This is a genomic window from Chromobacterium sp. ASV23, from assembly GCF_016428945.1.
GTDB lineage: Bacteria > Pseudomonadota > Gammaproteobacteria > Burkholderiales > Chromobacteriaceae > Chromobacterium > Chromobacterium sinusclupearum.
On the sequence record NZ_JAELTR010000054.1, the window covers coordinates 15,415 to 27,405 of the forward strand.

Below are 11,991 nucleotides of genomic sequence, written 5' to 3' on the forward strand. Positions count from 1 at the left end.
GACCAATGACAGCAGGAAGTCGCAAAAACAATCGATGGTGCAACGCATCATGTTGTTTTTTTGCGATAAACGATCGAATTTGAAACATTTGTTTCAATTGCGGTCAGCCTTGCGTTCCTCCTTGGCCAGCGGCGCCACTTCGCGCAGTCTGGCTTCTATCATGGAGCGCAGATAGAAATCATCGCCCTTGGCCTTGCTGGCCAGCTGATACTGCTCCATCGCCGCGTTATAACGCTGTTCGTAATAGAAAGCATTGCCCAGCGCGGCGTGGTAGCGCAGCGGATCTTTGTCGGCGTACAGCTTGGCCTCGCGCCGGTACAGCGCCGGATCGTCGCGCTTGCTGTCCAGCAACTGGCGCAGCAGCGCCTGCGCGGTTTTGCGGTCGCCGCTGTCCAGCGCCACATCCAGCTGCGCCAGCTGCAGGGCCGCATTGCGCGGGAAGGCTTCCAGGCCGGCGCGCGCCGCCTTGGCCGCCGCGGCCCAGTCGCTGCCGTCACGGGCGATCTCCACTTCCAAGCCGTACAGCATCGGGTTGTCCGGCAGCTTGGCGCGGGCCTTGGCCAGCGCCTCGCGCGCGCCGGCGCGGTCGTGCTGCTGCAGCTTGGCGCGCGCCAGGCCATACCAGTTGGCGCCTTCGCTCAGGTACAGCCCGCGGCTCAGCGTGCTGTTGTAATACGCCACCGCCTCCTCCGGCGTCATGGTCAGGTTGCGCAGCTTCTCGCGCACCAGCAGGTAGTCGGTGCTGTCGGCGCGCATCCGCACCGGGTAATCCAGCGCGCGGTTCTGCGCCTCGCTGATCCGCTCCACCGTCACCGGGTGGGTGCGCAGGAAGGCGTAGGCGGTGCTGTCGGAATAACGGCTGGCCTGCTCCAGGCGCTGGAAAAACGAGGCCATATTGCGCACGTCGTAGCCGGCGTTGCTCATGTACTGCATGCCGATGCGGTCGGCCTCGCGCTCGGCATCGCGCGAGAACGCCAGCTGGCGCGCAATCGACAAGCCCATGCCGGCCGACACCGCGCCTATCGCGCCCTCGCCGCTGCCAGCCTTGGCCGCCAGCGCGGCGGCGACGATGGTGCCGAGCAGCAGCAAGGGGTTGGTGGCGCTGTTGGCGGCCTGCATCCGCGCGATGTGGCGCTGGGCGACGTGAGCGGTTTCATGGCCAAGCACGCCGGCCAGCTCGCCTTCGCTCTGCGTGGCCAGGATCAGGCCGATATTGACCCCCACATAGCCGCCGGGCATCGCGAAAGCGTTGATGCCGGTATCGGCGACGCAGAAATAAGTGAAGCGCACGCCTTGCAGCGACACCGAGGCGGACAGCCGCCCGCCGATGTCGTTCAGATAGCTGTTGATTTCCGGGTCGTCCAGCACGTCGCCGGCCTCGCGCATCGCGCGCAGGGCATTGCGGCCGATGCGCGACTCGTCAGACAGCGAGAGAGAGGCATCGGAGACTTCGCCCAGATCGGGCAGATCGGCGCGGACGGACAGCGGCTGCGCCAGGGTCGAGGCCAGCAGCGCGCACAACAGACGACGTTTCATCATGGGCCCTATGATAGCCGGGAAGCCATGAAAGTTGCATTGGGCAAGTTGTGCGCATTGCTAAACATTTGTTGTTCGCCGCTATTCATGACGACAGGATTCCGGCTAGACTCGATTCGTCCTCACTGCCTGCCTACCGCCATGCCCCTGCTGCCCGCCGCGCCTCCGCGCCTGATCAATGCCCCCGGCCGCCCCGCTTTCGGCGTCTATCAAGGCATAGTCGACGATCTGAGCTGGCAGGCGCTGGCCCTGACGCTCCGGCAACGGCTGACCCGCCCGCTGCACCACAAGCGCTGGCAATACGCCGCGCTGGCGCATGCCGACTTTTTCATCGGCTTCGCCATCGTCGATGTCGGCTGGAACGGCACCGCCTTCGCCTATCTGTTTGACCGCCGGCGGCGCCAGGTCATCGCCGCCGCCAGCGCCAACGGCCTGCCCGGCCTCGGCGCGCAGGTGGACGACCGCGTGTTCGGCCATGCCCGCTTCCGTCTGCCCGGCCACGACTTCCGCTTCCAGCGCGACGGCGACGCGCTGCGGCTGAGCCTAAGCAGCCGTAAACTGGCGCTGGAAGCCGTCATCGACTTGAGCGCCGCGCCGCCGGTGCTGGCCGCCATCGCGCCGGCCAACTATCTGGCGCACAGCACGCACAAGAGCGGCGGCCTGCCGGTGAGCGGCGAGGCGCGCTGCGCCGGCGGCCGCTTCGACCTGGCGGGGGCGGTGGCCTCGCTGGACTACTCCAACGGCCTGCTGGCGCGCGAGACGCGCTGGCGCTGGGCCAGCGCCCACGGCAGAGACATCGGCTTCAATCTGCAGCAGGGCTTCATGGCCGATGCCGAAAACGCCGTGTGGCTGAATGGCAAACTCTTCCGCGTAGGCGCCGCTTCGTTCGATTACCAGCCAAACGATCCGCTGGCGCCGTGGCGCGTCGCCAGCGCGGACGGCCGGGTCGATCTGCTGTTCACGCCGGAAGGCGCGCGGCGCGAAGACAAGAACCTGCTCATCGCCGCCAGCCGCTACGTGCAGCCGATAGGCCGTTTCAACGGCACGCTGATCGACCCGGACAGCGGCGAGCGCCACGCGGTGCGGGAGCTGGTCGGCGTGACCGAGGATCATTTATCGCGCTGGTAAGGCGCGACTCATCGCGAGGCAAGACATGCTGTTGCTGTTGAAATTATTGTTGGTGCCGGCCTTGATCTGGCTGATCAGCCTGGCGGCGAAGAAATGGGGGCCGGGCGTGGCCGGCGCGCTGGCGGGCTTCCCGGTGATCACCGGTTCCATCCTATTCATCCTGAGCCTGGAGCATGACGCGGCATTCGTGCGCGAAGCGTCGCTGGCGGCCGCGCTGGGCACCAGCGCCAATCTGGTGTTCGGCATCGCGTATAGCTGGGCGGCTCGAAACCAATCATGGCCGCTCAGCTTGCTGGCCGGCTTGGCGGCTTACGCGCTGGCGGTGGCATTGAGCCACTGGGCGCAGCCGTCCGGTTGGCAATGCGCCGCTTTCGGCCTGCTTTTTCTGCCGCTGGCGGACAAGTGCTTTCCCGCGCCGCCCAATACGCCTGATCGACCGCCGCGCAACGCCGGCATGGCGGCCCGCATGCTGGCCGGCGCCGCCCTGGTGCTTGCCATCACCAGCCTGTCATCCCGATTAGGCCCTAGCCTCAGCGGCCTGTTGGCGGTGTTTCCGGTGCTGGGTTCGGTGCTGGCGGTGTTCAGCCACGTCAGCGCCGGCCCCGCCGTCACCATTCGGCTACTGCGCGGCATGGTCCGCGGCTTTTACGCCTTTGTCGCGTTCTGCATCATCCTCGCCCTGGCCTTGAACGCGTGGCCTACACCCTTGGCCTTCGGCAGCGCGCTGGCCTTGGCGGTGCTGGTGCAAATCGTATTGATGTGGCTGGGACGCCATCGCCATTAAAAGAAAACGCCCCGCGGCTGACGCCTGCGGGGCGGTTCGAAACCGGCGGACTGAAATCAGCGCGCGCCGATGGGCAGCACGGTGCGGCCGTGCTGTTCGTTCAGCACAGTAGCCATCGCCAGATAGATGGCGCTGGCGCCGCAGACGATGCCTTCGAAGCCGGCGATCATGCCGATCACGGCGCTGCCGGTGAAGTCGCGCGCCGCCAGCAGGAAAAACAGCACGGTCAAAGAGGCGAACACGAACTGCTTCACGCGCGGGTAGTGGACCGTGCCCAGCAGCATGAACAGCGTGAACACGCCCCACAGCAACAGATACCAGGCCATGTAGCCTTCCGGCGTGGCATCGGCCAGGCCCATCTTGGGCAGCACCAGCAGCACAACCAGGCTCAGCCAGAACAGGCCGTAAGACAGGAAGGCGGTCACGCCGAAATTATTGCCGCGGCGGAATTCCATGATGCCGGCAATGATCTGCGCCACGCCGCCATAGCACAGGCCCATCGCCAGGATCATCGCGCTGATCGGATAAAAGCCGGCGTTATGGATATTCAAAAGAATGGTGGTCATGCCGAAGCCCATCAGGCCCAGCGGGGCCGGGTTGGCCAGTTTTTCGTTCACAAAGCGCTCCAGAATAAGCAAGCATTAATATTTAAGGAGGCGCGATTCTAGGCAAGCCCACCGGCTACGGCAAGGAGATTCATCAAACTCTGTATAATTAGAGTGCCTCCGCCAGCCATCGCATGGTCCCGCCCCCGAACAGACCCGCCCGCTGCGAATTTCTGTCCCGACTTTGCCGACTGGTGATAGCATGCCGCCCGAAATGGAGTAAAAGCACCAGGGCGTATTGACCTTTATTTTCCCTTAAAGCAGGGCGGGAGAATGAACGTGAATACGTCCCGTACACGTCATCCGCACAGGAATATAGACCGCATGGACCGACTGAATACCCTGCTCGAACACAACCGCGCTTTCGTAGAAAGCCGCGAGTACGAGCAATACAAAACCGACAAGTTTCCCGGCAAAGGCCTGGCCATCCTGGCCTGCATGGATGCCCGCCTGGTGGAACTGCTGCCTAAGGCCATGGGCCTGAAAAACGGCGACGCCAAACTGATCAAGAACGCCGGCGCGCTGATTACCCACCCATGGGGCTCGGTGATGCGCAGCCTGGTGGTCGCCGTATACCAGCTGCGGGCCGAGGAAATCTGCGTGGTGGCGCACCGCGACTGCGGCATGCGCGCCATCGATCCGAATACGATCCTGGCCAGCGCCCAGGAGCGCGGCATCAGCGAAGACACCATCGCCACGCTGCGCGCGGCCGGCATCGACCTGGACACCTGGCTCAAGGGCTTCGACAACGTATCCGACAGCGTGCGCCATTCGGTACAGACCATACGCAACCACCCGCTGATGCCCAAGGACGTCCCGGTGCATGGCATGGTGATCCACCCATCCACCGGCCGGCTGGAAGTCATCGTCAATGGTTACGGCGATGGCGAAGAGGCTGCGCCCGCCGCATGAATCCGCGCATCGGGGTCTTCGGCGGCACGTTCGACCCCATCCACCATGCCCATCTGCGCATGGCGCGGGCCTTCGCCGCGGAATTGCAGCTCGATGAAGTCCGGCTGATCCCGGCCGGACAGCCCTACCACCGCGACAGCGGCCCCCATGCCAGCCCGGCCGAGCGATTGGAAATGGTGCGCCTCGCCATCGCCGGCGAGCCCGCGCTGCGCGCCGACGACCGCGAAATCCGCCGCCCGCGCGCCGCCTATACCGTGGAAACCCTGCGCGAACTGCGCGCCGAACTCGGCCCTGCCGCCGAGCTATGGTTCCTGATCGGCGGCGACTCGCTGGCCCAGCTGTCCAGCTGGAAGGCGTGGCGCGAGCTGTTCGCCCTGGCCAACCTGGCCGTCGCCCTGCGTCCCGGCTTCGATCCGGACCACCTGCCGTCGCCAGTGCTGGACGAGTGGCGGGCTCGGCAAGTCCATGATTTTTCAAATCGAACAGCTTCCGGTACAATCCGGCCCCTGGCCCTGCCGCCGCTCGATCTGTCCGCCACCCGCCTGAGGGCGATGCTGGCCGTGGACGAAGCGGTGGACGGCCTGATCGACCCCGCCGTGCTGGCCTACATCCGCCGGCAGGGGCTATACCGGTAAGGCGCCGCCCTACCCGCTCTTTTTGGTACCTCTTGCCGGCCTGTGCCTGCTAAGTACCGGCACAGGAAAAGGACTTATGGAAATTCAAGAAATCAGCAAACTAGCTATCGAAGCCCTGGAAGACATCAAGGGCAAGGACATCATCGAGCTGGATACCAGCAAACTCACCTCGCTGTTCCAGCGCATGATCGTCGCCACCGGCGATTCCAACCGCCAGGTGAAGGCGCTGGCCAACAGCGTACAAGTGAAACTGAAGGAAGCCGGCGTGGACATCGTCGGCAGCGAAGGCCACGAAAGCGGCGAATGGGTGCTGGTGGACGCCGGCGACGTGGTGGTGCATGTGATGCTGCCCGCCGTGCGCGACTACTACGACATCGAAGCGCTGTGGGGCGGCCAGAAGCCCAGCTTCGCCGTCGGCGCGGCCAAGCCGTGGTCTGCCGTCTAAGCTGACCCTCCGGGCGGGCATCATGCCCGCCCTTGTTTCCCCATCCGCACAAGCCCTTCCCGATGAAAATCACCATACTCGCCGTCGGCACCAAGATGCCGCGCTGGGTCGATGAAGCCTATTCCGACTACGCCAAGCGCTTCGGCCGCGACATCACGCTGGAATTGAAAGAGATCAAGCCGGAGAAACGCGGCGGCGGCGTCACCGCCGAAAAAGGCATCGCCGCCGAGCACGAGCGGCTGATGGCCGCCATCCCGCCGCGCGCGCGGCTGGTGGTGATGGACGAGCGCGGCAAGAACTGGACCTCGGTCAAACTGGCGGAAGGCCTGAAGGAATGGATGGCTGGCGGCGACGACGTGGTGTTCGTCATCGGCGGCGCCGACGGCCTATCGACCGAACTGAAACAGCGCGCCGACGTGCTGCTGCAATTGTCCGCCATGACCCTGCCGCACGGCATGGTGCGGGTGATGCTGGCCGAACAGATCTACCGCGCCTACTCCATACTCAACAACCATCCGTATCACCGCGAGTAGTCCGCCCTGCTTGCTGCCCGCCTGCGTCAGGCACGTCCCGGCATGGCGATGGCACGCCACCGACCGATACGCAACACCAGCACCGCGGCAACCAGGCACAAGCCGCCGGAAATCATCGTCGCCACCGTATAGCTGCCCAGGCTGTTGCGCAGCATGCCGGCGCCCAGCGCGGCGAAAGCCGCACCCAGCTGGTGGCCCGCGACGATCCAGCCAAACACCACCGGCGCCTGCTCGCTGCCGAACACCCCGGTAGTCAGCTTCACCGTGGGCGGCACCGTCGCCACCCAGTCCAGGCCGTAAAACATGGTGAACAAGGGCAAGCCGTAAAAATACTCCAGGCCGAAGGCCTGCGGCAGATACAACAATGCCAAGCCGCGCAGCCCGTAGTAAAAGAACAGCAAGGCTTGCGGCGCGAAACGGTCGGACAACCAGCCGGACAGCGTGGTACCGAGCAAGTCGAACATGCCCATCGCCGCCAGCAAACTGGCGCCGCGTACCGGCGTCAGGCCGTAGTCGCCGCACATGGCGATGAAGTGGGTGCCGATATAACCGTTAGTGCTGGCGCCGCACACAAAGAAGCTGGCGAACAGCAGCCAGAAATCGCCGGAACGGCTGGCCGTATGCAGCGCGCCGAAGGCAATGCGGATGGGATTGTGATGCGTCGCGGCAGGCGGCGGCGTGTTGTCCGGCTCGCCCAGCGGCCTCAGCCCTATGCTGCTCGGCCGTTCCGGCAATAGCCACCACACCAGCGGGAATACGCAGACAATGCAGCCGGCAATCAGCCAGATGGTGCCGCGCCAGCCGTGCTCGCCAGTCAACCACGCCATCAGCGGCAGAAACACCAGCTGCCCCGTGGCGGAGCTGGCGGTCAGCAAACCCATCGCCAGTCCGCGATGCTGGACAAACCAGCGATTGACCACCGAGGCGCCCAGCGTCATCGCCGTAGCGCCGGTAGCGCAGCCGACCATCAATCCCCATAACAGCTGCATCTGCCAGTTGCTGCGCATCTGGCTGGACAAGGCCACGCTGACTGCCAGCAACGCCAGCGCGCTGAGCACGGTGCGACGCAAGCCGAAGCGCAGCATTGCCGCCGCCGCAAACGGCCCCATCAGGCCGAACAGCGCCAAATTGATGGCCAGCGCCGAGGAAATCATCGAGCGGCTCCAGCCGAACTCCCGCTCCAGCGGGACCATCATCACGCTGGGCGCGGCGCGGATGGCCGCGGTGATCAGCATCACCAGAAAGGTGACGGCAATGACGATCCAGGCATAGTGGAAGCGTCCTCGGGCCCAACCGCTCAAACCGGCCATGCATCCCCCTTTGTCTCGCGTCCGACGACTATCCTGGTTCTGCCTCTCGTCAGACGCTTAACTGATTTTCTTAATCGCTTTAAGACTAGCAAGCCAGATGGAGCCTGGTTCTGAGATTTTCCATCAAAGGCGAACGCCAACTTATCCACAAAGAAGGAGCAAACCAAAACTTATGCACAGATTGATGCAGCCTGCTGCCGCATGAAGTCCAGAAACACCGACAGCCTGGCCGAAACTCCGCGCGACGATGGCCACAATAATCGCAAGGGCGCCCTTTCTCCCTCCTCGCTGCGCAGGAGCGGCAGCAAGCTGCCGTCGTCCAGCTCGCGGCGGATGGAAACGTCCGGCAGACAAGCAATGCCTTGCCCTTGCAGAACAAACTCCAGCCGCGCATGCACGCTATTGCACACCAGCGCGCGCGGCAGATCCGCATCGACCAAGGGCCAGGTTTCCAGTTTGCCGCTATTGGGCGAGCGGTAGTGGATCAGCCGATGTTGCGCCAACTGCTTGGGATGATCAGGGCGGCCATAGCGCGCCAGGTAGCTCGGCGCGGCCACGATCAGCCGGCGAAACCCCGGCAGCGACAGGCTGCGCAGCTTGCTGTCATCCTCCTCGCCGACCCGGATCGCCGCATCGAAGCCCTCCTCGATCAGGTCGACATTGCGCTCGCTGTAATCCAGCTCCAACGCGATATCGGGGTAGCGCAGCTGGAACGCCGCCAGAGGCTCGATCAACACGCCGCCGATAGGCGGCAGGCTGAGCCGCAATACGCCTCCCGGCAGGCGGCTGGCGCGCTCCAGCTCCGCGCGCATCGCTTCAGCCTCCGCCAGCATGCTCCGGCCGCGGCGCAATACCGTTTCTCCTTCCGCAGTCAGGGCCAGCGCGCGAGTGCTGCGCTGCAATAAGCGCATGCCCATTTCCCCTTCCAAGCGGCTGATGCGCTTACCCACCGCCGACGCGGAAACCCCCAGCAGCCTTCCCGCGCCGACAAAGCTGCCTTGCTCCGCCACCGCGATGAAAACCGATAAATCACTCAATGAAGCCAACACCGCGTCCTCCTTTCCATTGCGGGCAGTGTAGCGCCATTCATGACAAATGGCTCCGGACAGTGCGGAGGGCTGGCCACCTGTTTCCTGCGCCATGCGGCGTTTAGGCTAGCGCATCCCATCATTGATAGGACTCTCCATGTCTTCCCCCCGCTTACTTAGCCCCGCCCTGTTGACGCTGGCCGTCGCCGCCTTTGCCATCGGCACCGCCGAATTCATCATCATGGGTCTGCTGCCCATCATGGCGGCCGATCTGCACATCCCGCTGTCCCGCGCCGGCTATCTGGTATCAGCCTACGCTTTGGGCGTCGTGGCGGGCGGACCGGTATTGGCCGGTCTCATCGCCCGTTTGGAGGAAAAACGCGCGCTGATGGGCTTGATGTCGATTTTCGTCGCCGGCAATCTTGCCTGCCTGCTCGCGCCCAGCTTGATGCCTATATTACTGGCGCGGGTGCTGACCGCGTTTTGCCACGCCAGCTTCATCGGCACGGCCGCGGTGATGGCGGCGCGATTGGCTCCGCCCGGCATGGCCGGGCGGGCGATGGCGCTGATGTTTTCCGGCATGACGCTGGCCAATGTGCTGGGGGTGCCGGCTGGCACGCTGATTGGTCAAGTCAGCGGCTGGCGCGCGTCCTTCGCCGCGGTGCTGGCGCTCGGCATCGTCACGCTGTTTCTGATTGGCTGGCAGGTCCCGGCACAGTCCGGCAGCCCGGCAAGCGCTGCCAAACCACCGCGCTTGCCGGGCGTGGTTTGGTTCGCGCTGTTATGCAGTGTACTCGCCGCCAGCAGCATGTTTGCCTTTTTCACCTATCTGCTGCCCGTATTGAACCAGATCAGCGGCTTGCCGCAGGCATACGCCAGCCCGGTCTTGCTGTTGTGCGGAATGGGTTTGGTGTTGGGCGGTTGGCTGGGCGGCCGCTTGAGCGACTGGAACCTGAGCCGCGGCCTGGTACTGACGTTGCTGCTGCTATGCGCCAGCCTGCTCGGCTTTTATCTGCTCGCCGAGTGGCTAGGCCTGGCCCTGCTGCTGATGGCGACATGGGGAAGCATGGCGTTTGCCTTGTGCATGTTGTTGCAGGCGCTGGTCATCCGTCTGGCGGGGCCGGCCGCCGCCCGCGCCTCCACCTTCAATGTCGGCGCCTTCAATCTGGGCAACGCGCTGGGGGCCTGGCTGGCCGGCTGGCTGCTGGATCAAGGCGGATCGTTGGCGCGGCTCAGCCTACTCGCCGCGGCGCTGGCGGCCTTGACCTTGCTGGCTACGCTTGGAGTACTGCATGCTCGCGCCGCTCGAGGCATGCGCCTCGCCAGTGCGTAAAAAACGGGCCGCATCTGCGGCCCGTCTTGATGATGGACATCGGCTCAGGCGGCCAGCCGGGTCGCCAGCGCCCGCATGGTCTGCCAAGGCTCGCCCGGCTCCACGCCCTTGATCTGGCGGTCTATGCGCGCGCATTCGGACAAGGCGTCCATCAGCTTGCGCGGGCCGATGCGGCGCAGCGCCGGCTCGGCCAGTTTTTGCTTCTCGCCCCACAGCCTGAGCTCGCGCGCCATGTCGCGCAGCTGGCGGCCGTCCTTCAGGCCCTGGCGCAGCTTGAGCAGCATGCGCACATCCTCGGCCAGCGACCACAACACCAGCACCGGCGCTTCGCCTTCGGCCATCAAGCCATCCAGCATGCGCAGCAGGCGCGGCGTGTCGCCGGACAGCCAGGCCTCGGACAACTGGAACACGTCGAAGCGGGCGACATTGGCCACAGCGGCCTGCAGGTCGGCCAGGCTCAGCTCGCCCTTCGGATACAGCAGCGCCAGCTTGTCCACTTCCTGGCGGGCGGCCAACAGATTGCCCTCCACCCGCTCGACAAAGAACTCCAGCGCCTCCGCGCCCAGCTGCTGGCCTTGCGCCTTGAGCCGGCGCGAAATCCAGGCCGGCAGCTCGGCGCGGCTCACCAGACGCGCCTCCACCGCCATGGCAACCTTGTCCAGGGCGGCAAACCATTTGCTCTGCTGCTGCGCCTTGTCCAGCTTGGGCAAGGTGATCAGGGTAATGGTGTCCTGCGGCGGCTGGGCGGCCAAGCGCTGCAAGGCCTCCGCGCCTTCCGTGCCGGGCTTGCCGCCGGGAATGCGGATTTCCAGCAGCTTCAGCGAAGCGAACAGCGAAACGCTGGACATGGAATCCGTCAGCTGAGACCAGTCGAAACCAGCCTCCACCGTCAGCACCTCGCGTTCCAGATAGCCCGCGGCCTGGGCCGCCTGGCGCACGGCGTCTGCCGCCTCCAGCGCCAGCAGGGCTTCTTCGCCATGCACCAGATACAGCGGCGCCAGCCCCTTGGCCAGCGCCGCGTTCAGCGCATCAGGGCTGAGTGACGGCATCGGGCTTCACGCTCTGCGCGCCGGCCAGACCGGCTGCCGGCACTTTCAGATACGCCAGGCGGCGCACGATCTGCTCGGCCGCGTCGCGCCGCGCATCGGTCCACAACAGGTCTTCTTCCTGCTGCTTGCCCAGCACCTGGTTATCCGAGTAGTTCATGCTGCGACGCACCGTCGCCGTCATGTCCGGCTCCACCGGCACGCCGTTCAGCACCACGCGCACCGTGACGGTGTAGGTCAGCTGGTACTCGTTGATGCGGCCGCCGGTATTGATGGTGAGAATGTCCTTGGATTGGTTCTCGCCCACCACGCTGAGCACCGCTTGCGCGCCCTTGGCCTGGTCCAGCACGGCCAGCTTGGGCTGGCGCGCCAGCACGGTGCGCAGGTCGGATTCGATCGACTTGCCGCCGGCCTCCAGATACAGCGTGGAGAACGGCAGCGGCTTCATCGTTCCCCCCAGGCCGCGCAGATGGAAGCCGCAGGCAGTCAGCAGCAAGGCGAAGCCGGCGAACAGGGCCAGTTGCAGCGTGTGTTTCATGTTTTCCCCCATGGCGGATGGCCGCCAGTCAAAACGGCGCGGAACAGCCAGGCTGCCCCGCGCCGCGCGTCAGGATAGGATTAAACGACGATGTTCACCAGGCGGCCCGGCACCACGATGATCTTCTTGGCCGGCTTGCCTTCCATGAACTTCTGCAC

Annotated in this window: 13 protein-coding genes; 7 read left to right on the plus strand and 6 right to left on the minus strand. The window is 65.0% G+C overall.

Annotated elements, in window-relative coordinates:
- Positions 1–93: 93 nt before the first annotated feature.
- A complete protein-coding gene (locus JHD59_RS17775; protein WP_233164364.1) occupies positions 94–1,539 on the minus strand; it encodes a M48 family metalloprotease in 1,446 nt (481 codons plus the stop codon).
- A 138-nt stretch (positions 1,540–1,677) separates the two neighbouring features.
- Between JHD59_RS17775 and JHD59_RS17780 the strand changes: the two genes are divergently transcribed.
- On the plus strand, positions 1,678–2,664 hold the full coding sequence (locus tag JHD59_RS17780; RefSeq protein ID WP_233164366.1) for a DUF2804 domain-containing protein: 987 nt from the start codon (positions 1,678–1,680) through the stop codon (positions 2,662–2,664).
- Positions 2,665–2,689: 25 nt separating this feature from the next.
- Positions 2,690–3,448: a hypothetical protein gene (locus tag JHD59_RS17785; protein WP_199155212.1), complete on the plus strand. Its 759-nt coding sequence runs from the start codon at positions 2,690–2,692 to the stop codon at positions 3,446–3,448.
- A gap of 56 nt (positions 3,449–3,504) precedes the next feature.
- On the opposite strand, the gene JHD59_RS17790 is transcribed toward JHD59_RS17785, so the two are convergent.
- The gene (locus JHD59_RS17790; protein ID WP_199155213.1) at positions 3,505–4,065 is read right to left on the minus strand and encodes an acetate uptake transporter; all 561 of its coding nucleotides are present in this window, start codon (positions 4,063–4,065) and stop codon (positions 3,505–3,507) included.
- A 312-nt stretch (positions 4,066–4,377) separates the two neighbouring features.
- Here JHD59_RS17790 and JHD59_RS17795 point away from each other — a divergent pair, with 312 nt between their 5' ends.
- The 4 genes from JHD59_RS17795 to rlmH all read left to right on the plus strand — a co-directional run bounded on the left by JHD59_RS17795 (position 4,378) and on the right by rlmH (position 6,578).
- Positions 4,378–4,965: a carbonic anhydrase gene (locus JHD59_RS17795; protein ID WP_103321397.1), complete on the plus strand. Its 588-nt coding sequence runs from the start codon at positions 4,378–4,380 to the stop codon at positions 4,963–4,965.
- Positions 4,962–5,600, plus strand: a complete 639-nt coding sequence (nadD, locus tag JHD59_RS17800) for a nicotinate-nucleotide adenylyltransferase (RefSeq protein WP_199155214.1) — start codon at positions 4,962–4,964, stop codon at positions 5,598–5,600. The genes JHD59_RS17795 and nadD overlap by 4 nt, the downstream gene beginning before the upstream one ends.
- Positions 5,601–5,676: 76 nt before the next feature.
- Entirely contained in the window at positions 5,677–6,045 is a 369-nt protein-coding gene (gene rsfS / locus JHD59_RS17805) for a ribosome silencing factor (RefSeq protein ID WP_011134073.1), read from the plus strand.
- 62 nt (positions 6,046–6,107) lie between these two features.
- Positions 6,108–6,578, plus strand: a complete 471-nt coding sequence (gene rlmH, locus JHD59_RS17810; RefSeq protein ID WP_103321399.1) for a 23S rRNA (pseudouridine(1915)-N(3))-methyltransferase RlmH — start codon at positions 6,108–6,110, stop codon at positions 6,576–6,578.
- Between the two features lie 26 nt (positions 6,579–6,604).
- Here the strand turns inward: rlmH and JHD59_RS17815 are convergent, their stop codons facing one another.
- Together JHD59_RS17815 and JHD59_RS17820 are read right to left on the minus strand one after the other, a co-directional pair.
- Positions 6,605–7,888, minus strand: a complete 1,284-nt coding sequence (locus JHD59_RS17815; protein ID WP_199155215.1) for an MFS transporter — start codon at positions 7,886–7,888, stop codon at positions 6,605–6,607.
- A 170-nt stretch (positions 7,889–8,058) separates the two neighbouring features.
- On the minus strand, positions 8,059–8,934 hold the full coding sequence (locus tag JHD59_RS17820) for a LysR family transcriptional regulator (RefSeq protein WP_199155216.1): 876 nt from the start codon (positions 8,932–8,934) through the stop codon (positions 8,059–8,061).
- Between the two features lie 139 nt (positions 8,935–9,073).
- On the opposite strand from JHD59_RS17820, the gene JHD59_RS17825 reads away from it, so the two are divergent.
- Positions 9,074–10,249, plus strand: a complete 1,176-nt coding sequence (locus JHD59_RS17825; RefSeq protein WP_199155217.1) for an MFS transporter — start codon at positions 9,074–9,076, stop codon at positions 10,247–10,249.
- Positions 10,250–10,293: 44 nt separating this feature from the next.
- On the opposite strand, the gene holA is transcribed toward JHD59_RS17825, so the two are convergent.
- Positions 10,294–11,298: a DNA polymerase III subunit delta gene (holA, locus tag JHD59_RS17830; protein ID WP_103321402.1), complete on the minus strand. Its 1,005-nt coding sequence runs from the start codon at positions 11,296–11,298 to the stop codon at positions 10,294–10,296.
- Positions 11,279–11,833, minus strand: a complete 555-nt coding sequence (gene lptE, locus JHD59_RS17835) for an LPS assembly lipoprotein LptE (RefSeq protein WP_199155218.1) — start codon at positions 11,831–11,833, stop codon at positions 11,279–11,281. The genes holA and lptE overlap by 20 nt, the downstream gene beginning before the upstream one ends.
- Between the last annotated feature and the right edge of the window lie 158 nt (positions 11,834–11,991).